At 42.3% G+C, this 19,872-nt stretch carries 17 protein-coding genes and 1 pseudogene; 2 read left to right on the forward strand and 16 right to left on the reverse strand.

Annotated elements, in window-relative coordinates; translation table 11 throughout:
• The 15 genes and pseudogenes from fliI to sucC all read right to left on the reverse strand — a co-directional run.
• A pseudogene (gene fliI, locus AC1DWN_RS05045) lies at positions 1–777 on the reverse strand (flagellum-specific ATP synthase FliI); the annotation flags it as partial.
• Positions 764–1,606: a FliH/SctL family protein gene (locus AC1DWN_RS05050; protein WP_477557846.1), complete on the reverse strand. Its 843-nt coding sequence runs from the start codon at positions 1,604–1,606 to the stop codon at positions 764–766. The pseudogene fliI and the gene AC1DWN_RS05050, both read right to left, overlap by 14 nt.
• Complete coding sequence (gene fliG, locus AC1DWN_RS05055; protein WP_477557847.1) at positions 1,599–2,612, reverse strand: flagellar motor switch protein FliG; 1,014 nt, start codon at positions 2,610–2,612, stop codon at positions 1,599–1,601. The genes AC1DWN_RS05050 and fliG overlap by 8 nt, the downstream gene beginning before the upstream one ends.
• Before the next feature lie 10 nt (positions 2,613–2,622).
• On the reverse strand, positions 2,623–4,191 hold the full coding sequence (fliF, locus tag AC1DWN_RS05060) for a flagellar basal-body MS-ring/collar protein FliF (protein WP_477557848.1): 1,569 nt from the start codon (positions 4,189–4,191) through the stop codon (positions 2,623–2,625).
• Between the two features lie 46 nt (positions 4,192–4,237).
• Positions 4,238–4,540, reverse strand: a complete 303-nt coding sequence (gene fliE / locus AC1DWN_RS05065) for a flagellar hook-basal body complex protein FliE (RefSeq protein ID WP_477557849.1) — start codon at positions 4,538–4,540, stop codon at positions 4,238–4,240.
• A 23-nt stretch (positions 4,541–4,563) separates the two neighbouring features.
• Entirely contained in the window at positions 4,564–5,013 is a 450-nt protein-coding gene (gene flgC, locus AC1DWN_RS05070) for a flagellar basal body rod protein FlgC (RefSeq protein WP_477557850.1), read from the reverse strand.
• A gap of 3 nt (positions 5,014–5,016) precedes the next feature.
• A complete protein-coding gene (flgB, locus tag AC1DWN_RS05075) occupies positions 5,017–5,433 on the reverse strand; it encodes a flagellar basal body rod protein FlgB (RefSeq protein ID WP_477557851.1) in 417 nt (138 codons plus the stop codon).
• 212 nt (positions 5,434–5,645) lie between these two features.
• The gene (gene codY / locus AC1DWN_RS05080; RefSeq protein ID WP_477557852.1) at positions 5,646–6,422 is read right to left on the reverse strand and encodes a GTP-sensing pleiotropic transcriptional regulator CodY; all 777 of its coding nucleotides are present in this window, start codon (positions 6,420–6,422) and stop codon (positions 5,646–5,648) included.
• A 26-nt stretch (positions 6,423–6,448) separates the two neighbouring features.
• The gene (gene hslU, locus AC1DWN_RS05085; protein ID WP_477557853.1) at positions 6,449–7,849 is read right to left on the reverse strand and encodes an ATP-dependent protease ATPase subunit HslU; all 1,401 of its coding nucleotides are present in this window, start codon (positions 7,847–7,849) and stop codon (positions 6,449–6,451) included.
• An 80-nt stretch (positions 7,850–7,929) separates the two neighbouring features.
• A complete protein-coding gene (hslV, locus tag AC1DWN_RS05090) occupies positions 7,930–8,475 on the reverse strand; it encodes an ATP-dependent protease subunit HslV (RefSeq protein ID WP_477557854.1) in 546 nt (181 codons plus the stop codon).
• An 84-nt stretch (positions 8,476–8,559) separates the two neighbouring features.
• Entirely contained in the window at positions 8,560–9,894 is a 1,335-nt protein-coding gene (trmFO, locus tag AC1DWN_RS05095) for an FADH(2)-oxidizing methylenetetrahydrofolate--tRNA-(uracil(54)-C(5))-methyltransferase TrmFO (RefSeq protein WP_477557855.1), read from the reverse strand.
• A gap of 1,170 nt (positions 9,895–11,064) precedes the next feature.
• On the reverse strand, positions 11,065–13,170 hold the full coding sequence (gene topA / locus AC1DWN_RS05100; RefSeq protein ID WP_477557856.1) for a type I DNA topoisomerase: 2,106 nt from the start codon (positions 13,168–13,170) through the stop codon (positions 11,065–11,067).
• Positions 13,171–13,198: 28 nt separating this feature from the next.
• Positions 13,199–14,332, reverse strand: a complete 1,134-nt coding sequence (dprA, locus tag AC1DWN_RS05105; protein ID WP_477557857.1) for a DNA-processing protein DprA — start codon at positions 14,330–14,332, stop codon at positions 13,199–13,201.
• A gap of 274 nt (positions 14,333–14,606) precedes the next feature.
• Positions 14,607–15,542, reverse strand: coding sequence for a succinate--CoA ligase subunit alpha (sucD, locus tag AC1DWN_RS05110; protein WP_477557858.1), 936 nt, complete (start codon positions 15,540–15,542; stop codon positions 14,607–14,609).
• Between the two features lie 59 nt (positions 15,543–15,601).
• The gene (sucC, locus tag AC1DWN_RS05115) at positions 15,602–16,762 is read right to left on the reverse strand and encodes an ADP-forming succinate--CoA ligase subunit beta (RefSeq protein ID WP_477557859.1); all 1,161 of its coding nucleotides are present in this window, start codon (positions 16,760–16,762) and stop codon (positions 15,602–15,604) included.
• A 346-nt stretch (positions 16,763–17,108) separates the two neighbouring features.
• Between sucC and AC1DWN_RS05120 the strand changes: the two genes are divergently transcribed.
• Both AC1DWN_RS05120 and AC1DWN_RS05125 read left to right on the forward strand, forming a co-directional pair.
• The gene (locus AC1DWN_RS05120) at positions 17,109–18,680 is read left to right on the forward strand and encodes a YifB family Mg chelatase-like AAA ATPase (RefSeq protein ID WP_477557860.1); all 1,572 of its coding nucleotides are present in this window, start codon (positions 17,109–17,111) and stop codon (positions 18,678–18,680) included.
• A gap of 531 nt (positions 18,681–19,211) precedes the next feature.
• Positions 19,212–19,448 carry a hypothetical protein gene (locus AC1DWN_RS05125; RefSeq protein WP_477557861.1) on the forward strand — a complete coding sequence of 79 codons (237 nt, stop codon included), beginning with the start codon at positions 19,212–19,214 and terminating at the stop codon, positions 19,446–19,448.
• Here the strand turns inward: AC1DWN_RS05125 and AC1DWN_RS05130 are convergent.
• Entirely contained in the window at positions 19,437–19,787 is a 351-nt protein-coding gene (locus tag AC1DWN_RS05130) for a hypothetical protein (RefSeq protein WP_477557862.1), read from the reverse strand. The genes AC1DWN_RS05125 and AC1DWN_RS05130 overlap by 12 nt on opposite strands.
• Between the last annotated feature and the right edge of the window lie 85 nt (positions 19,788–19,872).

Genomic DNA, 19,872 nt, shown 5'->3' on the forward strand with positions numbered 1-19,872 from the left:
ATCCATCATCAGCATAACGTTTAGCCCGCGGTCTCGAAAATATTCTGCAATCGTTGTAGCAATCAAAGTACCCTTCATCCGAATTAATGCAGGCTGGTCAGATGTAGCTACGATTACAACTGAACGCGCTAAGCCTTCTGGGCCAAGATCCTTCTCGATAAATTCGAGAACTTCTCTGCCGCGTTCACCGATAAGTGCGATAACATTTACATCTGCTGTTGTATTTCGAGCAATCATACCTAACAATGTACTCTTTCCAACACCGGAGCCGGCGAAAATACCAACCCTTTGACCTTGTCCAACTGTAAGCAGGCCATCAATCGCACGCACACCTATGCCAAGCGGTTCGACTACACGAGGTCGCTTTAGTGGATTACTCGGTTCATTGTGGGTAGAGTAATGCGGCATTCGGCTTGGTAAAAAAGATCCATCAAGCGGATTTCCAAGACCATCCAGCACCTTGCCAAGCAGTTCAGAGCCAACTTGTACCGTAAGTGGTTTACCTGTTCCTACAACATCACAGCCTGGGCTGATGGAATGAAGATCACCTAAAGGCATTAAAATAACTTTATTTTCTCGAAATCCGACAACTTCAGCTTTCAAGGGCTTTACACCATTCGATGGATAGATGTGACATACATCTCCAATACTGGCGTCTGGACCTTCGGATTCGACTGTAAGACCGATAACCTGTGTTACTTTCCCGTTAATTCTTACAGGATCTAATGGATGCAAATGTTCGATATATTTCTGCGAATCAAGCTTACTCACTTTCATCCGTATGACCTCGCTCTTCGTCACTATGATGAGCCAAGTTGATTAACTCACGTTTAATCTCGGATAGCTGAGTGTCAATACGTGCATCAATACTGCCATATGCAGAACGAATAACGCAGCCGTTATCCTTTACCGTAGAATCTGGAAGGATTTGCAGCTCTGCTTGTGAATCAATTGCAGAATGCAGTTCTTCTCTTGCAGCTTGGACAAACGTTAGTTGTCCTGGAGCGACACACAGTGTAATGACACCTTGTTCTCTTCGTCTGGATAATGATTTACGAATGAGTTCAATAGCCATCTCCGGTGCTAAAGTTAGCTGTTGACCAATTATTTTCTCAGCAATCGCACAACTTAGCTCCACAAGAAAAGGTTCCGCTTCTTGGATAATTTGTTCACGCATCTCATAGGCGGATTTCAATACGACTGATGCTTCAGTAAGCTTTTGTTCCCATTGTTCATTTAATTGAATTTCTGATTGTACAGCGCCTTCGTTATAACCGAGCTCATAGCCTGCTAGTCTCGATGCTTCAGAAGCAGCTTCATCATCGGCACGCTTTTGCAGCCACCAGACTTCAATCTGTTGCTCAGTATCAAGAAGTTTCTGTTCACTTGACTGCGATGCTTCACGTAATACCTCTTCAGCAAACGACTGAGCATCACTCAAGATTTGATCTCGTAATGAAATGGTTTCTTCGTCAGGCAAGTTATCTTCATCATCAATTTGCACTTCGACAGTAGAATCTACTTGGTCATTACGATGCTGTAAGATTACTAATTGCTTTAACTGTTCGACTGAAATAACACTCGAAGATTTTATCAAATTAGACAATGATATCGTCTCCTCCACCGCGTGCGATGATGATTTCACCTGACTCTTCTAGCCTGCGAATGGTAGCAACAATACGTGTTTGTGCTTCTTCTACATCACGTAATCGTACAGGTCCCATGAATTCCATTTCTTCTTTAAATGATTCCGCCATCCGTTTCGACATATTGCGGAAGATCGCTTCACGTACCTCTTCACTTGCCACTTTAAGTGCAAGCTGAAGATCTGAATTTTCGATATCGCGAATAATTCGTTGAATGGAACGATTGTCGATATTGACAATATCTTCGAAAACAAACATCCGTTTCTTTATTTCTTCTGCAAGCTCTGGATCTTGAATTTCGAGTGCATCTAGAATGGTACGTTCCGTACCTCTGTCGACACCATTCAAAATATGAACGATAGAATCGATACCACCTGCATTCGTATAATCCTGTGTAACTGTAGCTGAAAGCTTTTGTTCAAGCACACGCTCAACCTGTGATATCACTTCAGGGGATGTGCTATCCATTAATGCAATTCTTCTTGCAACGTCAGCCTGCTTTTCCTGCGGCAGAGAAGACAAAATTTGTGATGATTGCTCAGATTGCAAGTAAGAAAGAACTAGTGCAATCGTCTGTGAATTCTCATTTTGAATAAAATTCAAAATTTGAGTCGGCTCTGCCTTTCTAGCAAAATCGAAAGGTCGTACTTGTAAAGTAGCCGTTAAACGGTTAATCACTTCCAAAGCTTTCTGTTCTCCAAGCGCTTTCTCCAAAATATCTTTCGCGTAAGATATACCGCCTTGCGTGATATATTCCTGAGCTAAACAAATTTGGTGAAACTCGCTTAATATCGTTTCTCGATCTGTGCTATCAACCTTACGTACATTAGCAATCTCTAAAGTCAGTTGTTCAATTTCTTCTTCACGCAAATGTTTGAATATTTGAGCTGATACTTCAGGACCAAGAGTAATAAGTAAAATGGCAGCCTTCTGACGACCACTTATCCCTTGCAATAATTTCGACAATGGAACACCTCTATTCATCCACGAGCCAAGTACGGAGAAGGTTTACGAACTCATCCGGCTTACGTTTGGCAAGTGTTTCAAGATTTTTGCGTACTTGACTGTCATTATTGACACTTTCCAGATCAAGCGTTGGATATTCGACTACTGCAGGTGCTGCTAATTCCATTTCCACTTCGTCTGCTTTCTTACGTCTACGAGCGAGCATGAAGATAAGTCCGGCGATAAGCGCAAGTGCTGCAATTCCTATACCTATAACCCATGGCATTGATATACTGTTTGTTTCTTTAGCCGCACTGCCTTCCGCAAAGGCTTGCGCAATAATCGATACTTTCTTCTCGATTAATACATCGTCATTCACATCTTGGCCTGACTCGGCAAGCTGTGCCCTTACGAGAGCAATCAAGTATGATTTAACAGCTTTGCTTTGATCTTCATTTAGTTTATCTTGCTCAACACCGATACTGATTGAGAGATCCTTAATTGCAAACGGTCCTGACTCAATTTTATTATTAATGCGATTGACGTCATAATTCCGTATTTGTGAGTTTGTTTCAGCGGAATTCTCACCCGTTGAAGCTGCTTCATATCCTGGTACATCAGTCTCACCAGTACCTGCCACACCGCCAGCTTGTCCAGATTGACCTGTTGATGTACTGCTTTTAATGTCTTCACTAATGATAATTCCGTTATTATTATTGTTTGGCAGTGGTGTTACGAGCATTTCCTCTGATTGCTTCTTATCAAAGTTCAAGCTGCTAGCTACGCTGATTACAAGGTTATTCGAGCCTACTATAGGCCCAAGAAATTGCTGGATGTTCTTTTTCAATTCTGTTTCATACTTACGTTGAATTTGAAATTGAGCATCTATCGCATCTGAATTTCCTACAGCAGCTCCACCAGTATCTGATGATAAAAGCTCTCCTTGCGGACTTGAAATGGTAATGTCAGCAACAGCTAAGTTAGGGACTGCTGTTTTAACTAAGTTATAATAGCCATCAATTTCTTTCTGACTCGGTCGATAGCCTACTGCGAAATTCAACATGATGGATGCAGATGCACGTTTTGCGTCTTCAACAGTCAGGAATACACTCTCTTCTGGCAAATTCACTAGTACGTTAGAACTTTCCACACCTTGCATGCCATTCAACAACTGCTGAATCTCACCGTTTAATGCATTTAAATACTTAACATTAAATTCATTTTCAGTTGTACCGAAGGCTGATGAATTTGTAATAAATGACTCAAATCCGATCGAACCATTTTGAACAAGCCCTTGTGAACCTACATCAACTTTAACTCGTGATGCTTCTGTACTTGGTACAGATATGCTTTTGCCATTTTGGCTTAGCTGGTAAGGAACCCCACTGCTGTCTAAATGTTGCATAATGGCAGCTGCATCCGTTGAATCAAGGTTTTGAAAAGCAATCTCGTAATCGGTTCTCGTAAATACGATTGTTAACAATACAATTGTTAACAGCAATCCGACAATCGAAGCCCCCAACCATATTTTTTGTCTTCTGCCCATCTGGCCCCAGAATTGCGTAAGCCTTGCTCGATATTGGGCGATTCTCTCGTTCACAATTTCACCTCACCCAGATGCTATGCTTATTTAAAAAAAAGTATGTTTAGATCTGCATCCGCATTATTTCTTGGTATGCTTCGACCACTTTATTGCGGACTTGTGAGGTAAGTTGCAAGCTCAGCTGTGCTTTCTCTGAAGCGATCAACACTTGTGTTACATCGACCTCGCCAATTAAATATTTGTCGTTCATTTTATGTACGTTTTTTTCTTGTGCACTAACACTTTCAATCGCATTTTGCAAAAATTGACCAAAATTTTGTGTCATCTCAGCAGGAGTAGCTTGTTGAACAGGTTTTGCTTCAATTGCTTTCGTTGCAAGCTGACCGAGTGAAATCGGTTGTATCATCAATATCCCCCCTTATTTATCAATTACTTACCTATTTCCAACGCTTTGACAAACATCGATTTTGATGCATTGATTGCAGTTACATTCGCTTCATATGAACGAGTGGCCGCAATCATATCCACCATTTCCTTTGCTATGTCTACATTCGGCATATGCACATATCCATTGGCATCTGCATCTGAATGCGTTGGATTATAAACAAGTTTATTAGGTGTCTGGTCTTCTGTAATTCTAGTCACTTTTACTCCTAGTGATGCCTTATTGCTTCCAAGTTGTTGAGAAAGCACATTGGAGAATGATTGCTGCATCGGTTCCATTACGACCATTTTTCGCTTATAGGGTTGAAATTGGCCATTTACATAACTAGCACGTGTAGTTTCCGCATTCGCGATGTTAGATGAAATTACATCCATCCTCAAACGTTGGGCAGATAAAGCAGAAGCGCTAATATCAAATCCAGTTGACAATTTCACCTATTAGCCTCTCCCTTCAATTCCTGTGCGAAGCATTCTTACTTCATGATTGATTTGTTGGATATAGAAGTTATAGCTTAATTGATTCTTGGCTAGCAACGACATTTCACGATCAATATCGACATTGTTCTCGTTGTTGTTCATCGAAGTTGTCTCGTCTGTAATTACTTGAGCCATTGGTGTTGTAGATGCTCCTGCACCAATTGGGATATGCTTTTGGTTAGTTCTTTTCCCTATTAGCTGTCCCTGCTGATTACCACCCATTGTTTGTTCCAACAATTCCTCAAATAACACTTCAGATCGCTTAAAATGCGGCGTATCTCCGTTAGCCACATTGTTTGAAATGACGCGTTGCCGCAACTCGGCTGCTTGAACTGCTCTTTCCATTCTCCCAAATGCAGCGCCACCCAACAAATCCACGCAGTTTCACCACTTTCACTTAGATGATTACATATCTAGTTATTCAACAGAATATCACTCATTCCTGCTTTGTTCGACATTAAATATTAAAAAAATGAGACAAACATGTCGATTTATGCTGACTTAATAATAGTCATCATTTACCTAATTTATTACAATGAGAAAAAAGCCCTATCTTTAAAAAAAGATAGGGTTGAAGTGATCTTTAAGACCTATGTTTTCAATTTAACCTTTTCGAGCTCTTGAAGAAGCTGGTGATTTAATATTCGAATGTAGGTGCCCTTCATTCCTAAAGACCTCGTTTCAATGACACCAGCACTCTCTAGCTTCCTCAGTGCATTTACGATTACAGAACGTGTAATACCTACTCTATCAGCGATTTTCGATGCTACAAGCAAGCCTTCCTTACCGCTTAGTTCTTCAAAAATATGCTCAACCGCTTCTAATTCACTAAAAGAAAGTGAACCTACAGCCACTGCAACGACAGCCCGGCTTCGAACTTCTTGCTCAATCTCTTCCGTTCTCTCTCGCAAGATTTCCATTCCAACTATTGTTGATCCGTACTCCGCAAGTACTAGATCATCATCATCAAAGACTCCAGACATACGTGTTAGAACTAATGTTCCTAAACGATCTCCTCCTCCAATAATTGGTACAACAGTCATTATATCTTGGTCGCCCAATCTTGGAAACGTCTCGTAAACACCTACATCTGGCTTCACATTCGTCATTGATTCTTGCATATCTAGAAAACGAGCATTTATTTTTTGTGTAAATCGGAGCTCATCAACCGATAGTGTACGAATAAAATCATGATCATAAACATCGACAGCTGCACAACCAAGTATTTTCCCTTTGCGGCTGACGACGAATACATTGGTTTGAATAGTCGTGCATAGCACTTCGGCCATTTCCCTGAAGCTAAGTGCTTTGCCTGCGGCGCGTTGCAGCAAACGATTCAACGTTCTTGTTTTTGTAAGTAAAGTCATTCTAATGCCTCCCAAAACTCATAACACTACAGTATATATTGACTTAAATCTTTATTTTTCGCAATACTACCTAGCTTCTCTCGAACATACTCAGGTGTAATGATCATTTTTTCCAAGGAGAGCTCAGGTGCTTCAAAGGATAAATCCTCCAATAGCTTTTCTAAAATTGTATGCAGTCTACGTGCACCAATATTTTCTGTATTTCGATTTACATCTGCCGCGATCGATGCAAGTTCATGAATGGCTTCATCTGAAAATTCAATTTGGATGCCTTCTGTACTCAAAAGTGCAGCGTATTGCTTCGTAAGCGCGTTTTTAGGTTCTTTTAGAATGCTAACGAAATCATCCAAGCTCAGGCTGGTAAGCTCTACACGAATCGGGAAACGTCCTTGTAGTTCTGGAATTAAATCGGAAGGCTTAGCCATGTGGAAAGCACCTGCTGCAATAAACAAAACATAGTCCGTTTTAACAGGGCCGTACTTTGTCATGACCGTTGATCCTTCTACAATAGGCAAAATGTCTCGTTGTACGCCTTCTCGCGATACATCTGGACCTGATCCACGTGAAGGACTAGCGATTTTATCGATTTCATCTATGAAAATTATGCCGGATTGCTCCGCACGAATAATGGACTCAGAAATGACATCATCCATATCAATTAGTTTGTTTGCTTCTTCTTGTATCAATACTTTGCGTGCTTCTTTAATTGGCAGCTTACGCTTCTTATGCTTCTTCGGCATCAGTTGGCCAAAAAGCTCCTGCATATTCATTCCCATACCTTCAGGTCCTTGACCCGCAAGCATATCCATCATATTTGGTGAAGAGTCCTCCACCTCAATTTCAATAACTTCATTCTCAAGTTTGCCTGCTGCTAGCTGCTCCTTGATTTGCGAACGCCTTTGATGAATTGAGTTATCTACCTCAGGTTCATCATTATCATCACTCTCTTGTTGTTGGTTACCAAACAACATTTCAAAAGGATTCTTTTGAGACTTCGCCTTCACCGCCGTCGGAACGAGAAGCGTAACAATTCGTTCGTTAGCCAGCTTTTCTGCTCTGTCCTTTACCTTCTCAGTCTTCTCGGTCTTTACCATTCGAATGGCGGTTTCGATCAGATCTCGTACCATAGACTCAACGTCTCGGCCAACATAACCTACTTCAGTAAACTTAGTAGCTTCAAGCTTGACGAAAGGTGCTTTCACGAGCTTGGCTAAACGGCGTGCTATTTCCGTTTTACCTACACCGGTTGGGCCAATCATCAAAATATTTTTTGGAACAATCTCATCACGAATCGTTTCATCAAGCAAGCTTCTCCGATAACGATTGCGAAGCGCTATTGCAACCGACCGTTTCGCTGGTTTTTGACCTACAATATACTTATCGAGCTCCGCCACGATTTGACGCGGTGTCAATGCATCATTTCCCATTTTAAAATCCCCTCCGCTATTTACTCATTTATAACGCTATTCAAAGCTCGGCATACTAATCATAATAAGTAGTTATCGATTTATTCTATTTCTTCAACGATAATATTATTGTTCGTAAACACACAAATTTCTGAAGCAATCTCAAGTGAAGCACGTGCCATTTCTTTAGCTTCCATTTCAGGAGCATGACGCTTAAGAGCTCTAGCTGCCGACAAGGCAAAGCTGCCACCTGAACCAATAGCCAATAGACCGTCATCCGGTTCAATAATTTCACCATTACCTGAGATAAGGAGCAATCCGCTTTTGTCCAATACAAGCATCATCGCCTCAARCCTACGAAGCACACGGTCCGAGCGCCATTCCTTAGCGAGCTCTACAGCAGAACGCTGTAAATTACCATGGTGTTCCTCAAGTTTCGCCTCGAATTTCTCAAACAATGTAATCGCATCTGCAACTGAACCAGCAAAACCTGAAACCACTTGTCCACGATACAATCTTCTTACTTTTTTTGCTGTATGCTTCATAACCATGCTATTTCCGAAGGTCACCTGTCCGTCACCGGCTATCGCACCCTTCCCGTTATGTCTTACAGCACAAATAGTAGTCGCATGAAATTGCATTTCCATCGCTTTGCCTCCTCTATTTTATTAGATAAATGGGGATGATTGCCCCATCGTGAGCAATAAACAACATTTTTTCGAAAAGATTACCTACTCTACGGTCAAATGGAGCAAATGTTCCTTTTTAAATTGCTCGATGCTTTCCAATGCGCGATTCGCAATTGCTTCATTTTTCTCTTTTTTACTTTTCATTCTTTTCTCTAACGGCGGGAATAACCCAAAGTTTGCATTCATCGGTTGGAAATGCTTAAAGTCCGCCGTTGTAATATATTGAGCCATGCTTCCTAGTGTCGTTTGTTCAGGCAATGTGATTGGCTCAAGGTTTAGAGCGAGCCTCGCAGCGTTAATACCGGCAATAAGGCCTGAAGCAGCTGATTCTACATAACCTTCAACCCCTGTCATTTGACCAGCAAAGAAGAGTGTCTCACGATTTTTGAGCTGGTAAGTCGACTTCAAAAGCGTAGGCGAGTTAATAAATGTATTGCGGTGCATAACACCAAACCGAACAAATTCTGCATTTTCTAGACCTGGAATTAGCGAGAAAACTCGTTTTTGTTCACCCCATTTGAGATGGGTCTGAAAACCAACCATATTATATAAAGTCCCTGCTGCATTATCTTGACGCAATTGAATAACAGCGTGCGGCAGTTCCCCGGTATGTGGATTCATTAAGCCAACAGGCTTCATAGGACCGAACAAAGCGGTTTGCTTACCTCTGCTAGCCATTATTTCAATCGGCATACAGCCTTCAAAATAAATCTCTTTCTCAAATTCCTTCAGCTCCGCTGTTTCAGCCGTGATGAGCGCTTCATGGAAAATATCATATTCCTCTTCCGTCATTGGGCAGTTCAAATAAGCGGCTTCTCCCTTATCATAACGTGAAGCAAGATATACTTTATTCATATCGATAGAATCTTTATCTATGATAGGTGCTGCTGCATCATAGAAATAAAAATATTCTTCTCCAAGCAGTTCACGAATTTGTGAGGACAACCCTGGTGCAGTAAGAGGTCCAGTTGCGATGACGACAATACCATCGGTCGGAATTTCCGTTACTTCTTCGTTACGCACCTCTACAAGCGGGTGCTCGTGGAGTCTGCGGGTTACTTCCCCCGAAAATCCGTCTCGGTCAACAGCTAAAGCTCCTCCAGCCGGAACAGCATGCTGGTCGGCACAGCTTAGAATAAGTGAATCTAATTGACGCATTTCTTCTTTTAATACACCAACAGCGTTAGCTAGTCCGTTTGCACGCAAGCTGTTGCTGCATACAAGCTCCGCAAATTGATTCGTATGATGAGCTGGCGTTTTAGTTACTGGGCGCATTTCATATAATACAACAGGAACTCCTTGCGATGCGATTTGCCATGCTGCCTCACTTCCTGCTAGGCCTGCTCCAATGACGGTTACTTTTTGTGGTTGTGACAAATTAGCCAATCCCTTCGATAATGTTATGTTGTTGTTCTACCCAAACCATGCATAGGGCCTTTTACCAAACCTTTAAAGGCTTCTACCTGAACCTTCAAAGGATTTTACCAAACCTTCAAAGGTTTCTACCCGACCTTCAAAGGCTTCTACCTAAACCTTCAAAGGATCTTACCAAACCTTCAAAGGCTTCTACCTAAACCTTCAAAGGCGTTTCGAACCCACCCAAACCCTCCCTTCCAAGGGAGGGCCCCGAGGGTTGCACCCTCTGGACACCTGCAATTGGACTAACGTGGGAGTTACGGAGTTCGCTGTGAGTTACCTTTTATGGTGGATYGCTATTGCCCTTGCGGGACACGCTTTACTTTGGTATGACCAACTCGTAAAAACTTACTTTCGAGCGTTCCAACTTTGCTATGTGTGTGTCCTAACTTACTTTCGAGCGTTCTAGATTTGCTATATGTGTTCTAACTTACTTTCGATCTGGTGTGTTATAACTAATTTTCGAGCGTTCTAGCTTTGCTATATGTGTTCTAACTTTCATTAGCTTATTCTGTATTCGAGAACTGTTCAGTATAAAGTAAGTCCATTCCATATAGCGGATTAGCAGCTTTTTCAACCTTTTAGTGGATAAACACTAAGCACGATTTATCGGGAATCAACTTCATTAGTTTCACATATTGAAATTAATTGGGCGAGGTAAGGCCTGAGATATGAATTAGTGTCATTGGATGAACTAAATCACTAGGTTGGCTCGATATAAGCACCATTTCGGCAGATTAGCTTTATCTTCTGAAACTAATCTGTCACTTTTCCCATTCTTCGTCCCATTAGTTTCACATTCTGAACTAGTTAAATTTACAAACACAATCCGACTGCTGATGAATTGCCTTTTTCGAGACTTATGATACCCTGAATGGAACTCTTTGGTTCAATCACCAAACATGCCAACCGATTAATTGCTAATGCCCTAATTAGTTTGAATGTTCAGTCCATTTGATACTTAAACCCTCCCTTATTCGGGAGGGTGATTGTGAGCTTGTATTGGAGTCATCTAAGTAAATGATTTCACAGGCTCGTATAATAACGGTGTCCTCCCTAGTCAGGGAGGACGGATTGTTGCAGTTGAAGTTTTCTACCTATATTTTGACGAGTGTAGGTTTTTGAAAGTATTTATCCATTCTCTATGTCTGGATCATCATCTTCTTGAACCTCAATGGAATAATCACAAGCTGTACAATTCAGCTTAGCACCGTTGCGGTTGCGCTTCTCTACTAGCATTGCGTCGCACACTGGACAAGGCTTTCCTGTCGGTTTGTCCCATGATACATAGTCACAACCAGGATATTGATCGCATCCATAGAAAAAACGACCTTTTTTACTACGCCGTTCAATGATTTTACCTTGCGCACATTTAGGACATGTAACGCCGATATCCTTCACGATTGGCTTCGTATTGCGACACTCCGGAAATCCTGAGCAGGCTAGGAATTTTCCGAATCTACCCATTTTGTAAACCAAATGATTTCCGCATTTCTCACAGATCTCATCGGATACTTCGTCTTTAATTTCAATTTCCTTCATTTCTTCTTCGGCTACTTCTAACCGTTTCTCAAATGTTTCGTAAAAATTCGCAAGCACCTTTACCCAATCTTCAGTGCCCTCCTCCACGTGGTCGAGGTTTCCTTCCATATTGGCTGTAAACTCAGCATCCAAAATTTCAGGGAAAAACTCTTCCATAAGCTGAATAACAAGGTCACCCAGTTCTGTCGGAATGAATTTCTTCTCTTCCATAGCTATATAGCCACGTTTCTGTATCGTCTCCAGTGTTGGAGCATACGTACTTGGACGTCCTATACCGAGCTCCTCTAGTGTTTTCACTAGTCTCGCTTCCGTAAACCGCGGTGGCGGCTGTGTAAAGTGCTGTTTAGGGTCGACCGACTCAGATGTAATGACATCACCTGCAGTTAACGGCGGCAAAAACTTATGCTCTTCAACCGTTCCATCGTCATTACCTTCTACATAGACCTTCATGAATCCAGCAAACTTCACCTTAGATCCAACCGCTCTAAACACCGTATCTCCTGCCTGCATATCTACAGTCATCGTATCAAGTACAGCTGACTGCATTTGGCTAGAAATAAATCGTTCCCATATGAGCTTATACAAACGCAATTGATCTCGACTCGTGAACGGCTTCATTGATTCTGGATCACGCATAATTGAAGTTGGACGAATTGCTTCATGCGCGTCCTGTGCATTACTGTTTTTCTTTGTATAAACTCTCGGCTGTTCAGGAACAAAAGCTGCTCCGTACTTTTCCGTAATGTATTCCTTTGCTTCTTCCTGGGCAATAGGCGAAATACGCGTAGAATCGGTTCTCATATAGGTAATTAAACCGACAGTACCCTCTTTACCTAGCTCAACACCCTCATAAAGCTGTTGTGCAACAGACATTGTCTTGGATGCGCGAAAGCCAAGCTTCCTCGCTGCCTCTTGCTGCAGTGAACTCGTAATAAACGGCGGAGACGGATTCCGTAAACGCTCTTTCTCTCTTACTTCAGACACCGTGAAATGATTGCCCTTCATAGCGAGTAGAACTTCTTGTACATCCGCTTCCTTACCAAGCTCGCGCTTCTCACCGCTAACTGAATAATACTTCGCGTCAAAAGGAATGCCGGTATGGCTAAGCTTCGCTGTTATCGACCAATATTCTTCCGGTTCAAATGCGTCGATCTCGTTTTCTCTGTCTATGATCAGCTTTACAGCCACAGATTGCACACGGCCAGCAGATAAGCCCTTTTTCACTTTTTTCCAAAGCAATGGACTTATTTTGTAACCAACTAAGCGATCCAGTATACGCCTAGCTTGCTGCGCATTCACTAAATCCATATTAATTTTGCGCGGTGTTTTGAATGCATCCTTAACCGCTTGCTTCGTAATTTCATTAAATACAACTCTACAGGAATCCGTCTCATCCAGCTCCAAATAATGAGCCAAATGCCAAGCAATTGCTTCTCCTTCGCGATCCGGATCGGCTGCTAGATAGACGTGTTTCACTTTTTTGCTGGCATCCTTTAATTCCTTCAGAATGCTGCCCTTACCTCGGATAGTTATATATTTTGGATTGAAATCATTATCAACCTCGACGCCGATCTGGCTTTTGGGCAAATCGCGAATATGTCCATTTGATGCTTTAACGATATATTTGCTGCCTAAGTATTTACCTATCGTTTTAGCCTTGGCGGGTGATTCCACGATTACTAATGAATCTGCCATGTGAGGCGCCTCCTCTCTTTACTGCAAGTTACAATGCAATGTATATGGACCCGGGCTGCAGTTCTATTTTCCGTTTTATACATAAATTTAGCAGAAGTGCGCTCAATTGTCCAAACGGAATAGCTGACAGCTCGTGTAATTCGTTTATAGATAGCGGTTGATCTTGTAAAAAAGCAATTAATTTAAGCTCATCTCGCGACAATGGTGTAGATGAGTTGCTGCTTGTTTCACTCAGTGTTTCTTCTGCCTGTCTATGTACAGCAATTGCTGCAGGCAACCATTCAAGCTCAACAATAATATCACTAACTCCGCTGATTAGCTTCGCTTCTCCGCGTTTAATCAGCTCGTTCGGACCCTCGCTCTTCGGAGAAGAAATCGGTCCAGGAATGGCAAAAATTTCTCGAGACATCTCAGAGGCATGCTTCGCTGTTATAAGCGACCCGCTGCGAATAGCGCCCTCAACGACAACGGTGCCCACTGATAATGCCGCAATTATTCGGTTCCGCTGCGGGAACTGACCCGGGTGAAGCGGTGTACCGATAGGTGTCTCCGAAACGAGTAAGCCATGTTCGGCTATTTTGTGAAATAACGACTCATTCTCCGGTGGGTAGCATCGATCGATAGGTGTTGGAAGTACAGCTATCGTACCACCCGCTCCATACAAGGAAGCTTCATGAGCTTTGCTATCCACTCCACGCGCTAGTCCGCTAACAACAGTTAATCCTGCAGCCGACAACTCCTCAGCTAATGCAGAAGCAGAATGTCTTCCATACGCTGTTGGCACTCTTGTTCCAACCACAGCAATTGCAGGACGCTGCAGGAGCTCAATCCTCCCTCTCGCATATAACACCCATGGAGGCTGAGCAATCTCCCGTAATATTGGAGGATAGCTTGAATCGAACGGCGTAAGCGCTACAGCGCCCGCTTCAGCGATTGCGGGAGAAGGATCTTCTGTTAGTATCCATGGACAACGCTCGTAGCGCTCAGCTGCTGCGAGAGCTTGATTACGCTTTAAGCCGATTGCTAGTAAATCTTCTATACTCCATGATTGTTTATTCCAAAATTGATGTTGGACGGCTTTCTGAATTGCGTGCCAGCCTATGCCTGGAATTTCATGAAAAGCAATCACCATTTGTCTGCGAACATCTTTATTATTGAACATAATATCCAACCCCTTCTTCATTAGGGCTGGCTTGCATTCTTATCTATTGTGCGTTACACAGCACTAGATTGCAAGTCAACCGATAAAATAATGGCATACAAGCGTCAACGTCTACCGCTGAGCTTCAGTACAATTACAATCGTTTCACAAAGATATATAAGCAGAACAATATGCGAATACTATTATATAAGCTTACAAATCAACAAAAAAAAGCAACCCTCCAACTCCCGATTTCGGGTCGTTGAAAGGTTGCTTACCTTTAAAGATATTTATATTATTTTTTATGCGTAATACATTTTTCTAGCAAGCCTTGCTCTTCCAATACGCTAACTAGTGTTGAGCCCATTTCGGAAGGCGTAGGTGCTACTTTAATGCCGCATGCTTCAAGCGTAGCGATTTTCTCAGCTGCTGTACCTTTACCGCCTGAAATGATCGCACCAGCATGTCCCATCCGTTTGCCCGGAGGCGCTGTAGCGCCACCGATAAATCCAACAACCGGCTTCTTCATGTTAGCTTTGATCCATTCTGCAGCTTCTTCTTCAGCTGTCCCACCGATTTCGCCAATCATGATGACCGCATAAGTATCCGGATCTTCATTGAATAGGTTCAAGATGTCGATGAACTCAGAGCCTTTAACAGGGTCTCCGCCAATACCTACAGCAGAAGATTGTCCAATTCCGCGAGTTGTCAGCTGATGTACCGCTTCATACGTCAAAGTTCCTGAGCGAGAAATAACGCCTACATGACCTTTGGTATGAATGTATCCAGGCATAATTCCGATTTTGCACTCTTCTGGTGTAATAACGCCCGGACAGTTTGGTCCGATAAGAACAGTTTTACTGCCGTCCATATAACGTTTTACTTTAACCATATCAAGCACTGGAATACCTTCTGTAATACAAATAACGAGATCAAGCTCAGCGTCAACAGCTTCCATGATTGCATCCGCAGCAAATGCCGGGGGTACATAGATAACCGACGCGTTAGCACCAGTAGCAGTTACAGCTTGAGCAACCGTATTAAATACAGGAAGGGAAACGAGAGTTCCGTTTTCAAGTGTAATGTCAACGTTCGTTCCACCTTTACCAGGTGTTACGCCGCCTACCATTTGCGTACCGTATTCCAATCCGCCTTTGGTATGGAATAAGCCAGTAGCGCCTGTAATACCTTGTGTAATTACTTTTGTATCTTTATTAACCAAAATACTCACTCTTAACTCACATCCCCTGAATGAATTCGTATGCGGACTTAGCCGCACAGCAAGTTATCTTATTTCACGAGAGCGACAATCTTCTGAGCGCCGTCCGCCATCGAATCTGCAGCCACGATGTTCAATCCCGATTCTTTTAAAATATTTTTGCCGAGCTCTACGTTTGTACCTTCTAGACGCACAACTAGCGGACGATCAAGACCGACTTGCTTCGCTGCTTCAACAACACCGTTAGCAATAACGTCACAACGCATGATGCCGCCGAAAATGTTAACGAAAATACCTTTAACCTTCTCATCAGACAAAATGATTTTGAACGCTTCAGTAACTTTCTCTGCTGTTGCACCGCCCCCTACGTCCAGGAAGTTAGCAGGGTCGCCGCCGTAGTACTTGATAATATCCATTGTCGCCATCGCTAGACCAGCACCGTTAACTAAGCAACCGATGTTGCCGTCAAGCGCGATGTAGCTAAGGTCGTATTTGGATGCCTCAATTTCCTTAGCATCTTCCTCTTCCAAATCACGAAGCTCAACGATATCTTTGTGACGATAAAGCGCATTGGAATCAAAGTTTAGTTTCGCATCAAGCGCAATAACTTGTCCATCGCCAGTAATGACTAACGGATTGATTTCTGCAATCGAAGCATCCTTCTCTACAAATGCTGTATAGAGGGAAATCATAAACTTAACCGTTTTGTTCACAAGCTCATTCGGAATGTTAATCGCATAAGCCAATTTACGAGCTTGGAAAGCTTGCAAACCTACAGCAGGATCAACAATCTCTTTGAAAATTTTCTCCGGGGAGTGTTCAGCAACTTCTTCAATCTCAGTGCCGCCCTCTTCCGAAGCCATTATAACGACACGACCCGTACCGCGGTCTAATACAGCGCCGATATAATATTCTTTCTTAATATCGCAGCCCTGCTCAATAAGAAGACGTTTAACTTCTTTACCTTCAGGACCTGTTTGGTGTGTAACGAGCACTTTGCCAAGAATTTCACTTGCATAGGCGCGCACCTCATCGATACTTTTCGCTACTTTAACTCCGCCCGCTTTACCCCGGCCGCCTGCGTGAATTTGTGCTTTCACGACAACGACTGGTGTTCCGAGCGATTTAGCCGCCTCAACAGCTTCGTCTACAGTGAAGGCTACTTTACCTTCAGGTACGACTACACCATACTGTTTAAGGACTGCTTTCCCTTGATACTCATGGATATTCATTGTTGAAATCCTCCATTTCACAGACTGAAATCAGTCATATGTACACAAACCTCTATTATCATAGCATCTTTCTTCAGCGGTTACCTCATTTTCACTAATAAAGAATTCGTCCTTTTTGATATGGGTTTCATCTCAATTTGAGATCAAACAAGTCTAATCAATCGAAAATAGACAAACCTCGCCGTTAGTATAACCTTATATATCATGTCATACACAGGTTTTTTCGATTTTTTTTAAGATTGACAATTTAATATAAATTACACTATGATATCTTCAACTTCATAAAAAATGGAACGGAATGGTAAGGAAGCACCTTCATTCGAAAGATGGGGGTGCTTTTTTTGTTATGTTCAGTCTAATTCAAAGCGCAAGTGTATACGGAGTCGATGGCAAGAGCATTTCTGTAGAAGTTGACATTACTAGTGGTTTACCTCAAGTTAATATCGTTGGTCTTCCCGACCCGGCAGTACGTGAGTCTGTGGAACGCGTTCGAGCAGCTCTTAAAAATAGTGGATTTACATTCCCGATGGATCGAATCACTGTAAATTTGGCACCTGCTGACCTTCGCAAAGAAGGCACTGCGTTTGATTTGGCAATTGCTGCTGGCATTCTAACTGCGAGCGGGCAAATCAGCGCTGTACCATTTGAACGAACGCTGCTAATTGGCGAGCTCTCCCTAAACGGCGGTATTCGACCCGTAGCCGGAGTGTTAGCTATGATCGAGCAAGCGAAGCACTCCGGTATTAATCGCGTACTGCTTCCCATAGAAAACGTTGCTGAAGCAGCATGGATCTCCGATATGGAGCTATTTGCATTAACACACTTGAAAGATCTAGATTTACAAAAACAAAATCAAAGCGACTGGGATCATATTCGATTTGAACGTCATAATAGTGCAACTGATTTTATGAATGATCATAACATCTCGGCTCATGTGTTTCATAAGGAGCTTGGTGATTACGGGGATGTCATTGGACAGTATCAAGCAAAGCGCGCGATGCTAATAGCAGCGGCCGGGAAATTCAATATTTTGCTAAGCGGACCTCCAGGTACGGGAAAGACGATGATGATACGTCGTTTGCCAGGTATCTTACCCTTATTAAACGAGCAGGAGGCTTTAGAAGTAACAAAGATTTATAGTGTCGCTGGTAAGCTGTCGGAAGGCAACCAAGGTCTAATTACTCATCCCCCATTTCGCGCCCCCCACCATACGATCTCTACAGGCGGACTTATCGGTGGAGGCTCCATTCCAAAGCCGGGAGAAGTTACTCTTGCTCATAGAGGCGTTCTGTTCCTTGATGAACTGCCTGAATTTCCAAGGCATGTTCTAGAGGTATTAAGACAACCGCTTGAGGATCGAATCGTCACTATTTCACGTTCCAAAGCAGTATTTCAGTTCCCTGCCAACCTGATGCTGGCCGCTTCATTTAACCCTTGTCCCTGCGGTTATTATGGGCATGAATACGGAGAAAAAAGGTGTATCTGCAGCGTATCGAACATTAGCCGTTATCGTTCTAAAATATCGGGACCGTTGCTTGACCGCATCGATCTTCAGCTTGAAGTGCCCCGCCCGATTTCGTTTGACAATGTCAAGGCGGGTCCATCACTTACATCGGCTCAAATGCGACAAACGGTTCTCACAGCAAGAGAATTTCAACGGGAGCGCATTGCAGCGAGCGGGATTTTAACTAATGGCGATTTATCGGGATCTGCCCTGCGCAGAACGGTTAATCTTAACCAAGATGCCATCCGTTTGCTTGAAAATGCCTTTGATGCGCTCGGAATAAGCATGCGCGCTTATGATCGTATTCTCAAGCTTGCTCGTACTATTGCAGATGTTGAAACAAGCGATGCCGTAGAAGCCCAGCATGTCGCTGAGGCTATTCAGTATCGCAGATTAGATAATCAGATGCCTTAATAAATGACCAACGTAGGTCACACTCACGATTAACTCGCATGATACAACTCTTCTTTAAATAAAATGAAACTCAAAAAGGTTGGACAAGGAATATTCCTTGTCCAACCTTTTTTTCTGTAACTATCGTGTAACGATAAATGCGATACACTTTTTATAATTGACTCACCATTCGTTAGCTTCAAACCAAAATAAGAAGTTGCAACAGAATTGAACACCAGAATCAATACAATTAGCCTTGTTACAAATTATATATCTCATCGGTATCTGTTTTGTTCCGTTGGTTGTCATGTTAAGTCTCGTTTGTTTAATCGTCAATATAAGGATGATACGACTGTAAAGGGAGAAAGCGCTCGCGGTCAGGAATAAATGGGTGAAATTCAAGGAAGCATATCCAAATTAACTATGCAGCAAAAATGAATTGGGGCAGCCCTCATTTGGAAGGTATGAACCCAAAAAATTGTGTTTAAACTTTTTTTTCATCTTTGTAAAGTAGCGCTCGTTAATATATTTATAAAGCGAATAAAAATCGTTATGTTATCAGTAAATAACGAAGAAAAATATAAGGAAATCAAAAATCTTTTAGAAGAATTGCAAATAAACAATTTCATGACAATAATTTACGACCAGTGGTTTATTGATTATAAAATCGATTTAGAAGAATACCTTGCAAGCCTTTCCTCTTGGATAGCAGACTGGGAGGATAATATAGGTCAAATAAATTCAGCCTTTTATTTTGACAAATTAGCCGTCCGGCTTTTAGAATATTAAACCTTTTCTGATTAACTGCTTGATTCTAAAATGCCTATATGTAAAAAACAGATATACCCCCATGTAAGTGGGCAAAGTTAACAGACCGTTCTTAAAGGATAATTCATCTCGAAAAACACTAGTTTGATCATCCATTCCAACAAGCACCTTCATTGTATGCTGCCATGACTTTATCATCTGTCCCTTTTCATCCGTAGCTATCCTTCTTACAGAGTCATCAATTTTTACAAAGGTAATTTCATGGCGTCCCATCGGAATGATGCCAAATAGGTACATGCTAAGCTTATAAGTTTCACCCTGCCGCCAATAGGCTTTTTTATCAAAATATTTAAATTTCATTAGTGGGGCTCCCACCTTAAGAAAAGTGGATGTATTTTTCAAGTTCGACCATAGAAGTTCCGGAGAGACATTCATATTTGATTGC

The organism is Paenibacillus sp. P4_A7, from assembly GCF_056402455.1.

Excerpts from the sequence above, each read along its gene's own strand:
- fliE (WP_477557849.1), bottom strand. The coding sequence starts at position 4,540 with ATGATACAACCGATTTCACTCGGTCAGCTTGCAACGAAAGCAATTGAA.
- codY (WP_477557852.1), bottom strand. The coding sequence starts at position 6,422 with ATGACTTTACTTACAAAAACAAGAACGTTGAATCGTTTGCTGCAACGC.
- hslU (WP_477557853.1), bottom strand. The coding sequence starts at position 7,849 with ATGGGAAATGATGCATTGACACCGCGTCAAATCGTGGCGGAGCTCGAT.
- topA (WP_477557856.1), bottom strand. The coding sequence starts at position 13,170 with ATGGCAGATTCATTAGTAATCGTGGAATCACCCGCCAAGGCTAAAACG.
- dprA (WP_477557857.1), bottom strand. The coding sequence starts at position 14,332 with ATGTTCAATAATAAAGATGTTCGCAGACAAATGGTGATTGCTTTTCAT.
- sucC (WP_477557859.1), bottom strand. The coding sequence starts at position 16,762 with ATGAATATCCATGAGTATCAAGGGAAAGCAGTCCTTAAACAGTATGGT.
- AC1DWN_RS05120 (WP_477557860.1), top strand. The coding sequence starts at position 17,109 with ATGTTCAGTCTAATTCAAAGCGCAAGTGTATACGGAGTCGATGGCAAG.
- AC1DWN_RS05125 (WP_477557861.1), top strand. The coding sequence starts at position 19,212 with ATGTTATCAGTAAATAACGAAGAAAAATATAAGGAAATCAAAAATCTT.
- AC1DWN_RS05130 (WP_477557862.1), bottom strand. The coding sequence starts at position 19,787 with ATGAAATTTAAATATTTTGATAAAAAAGCCTATTGGCGGCAGGGTGAA.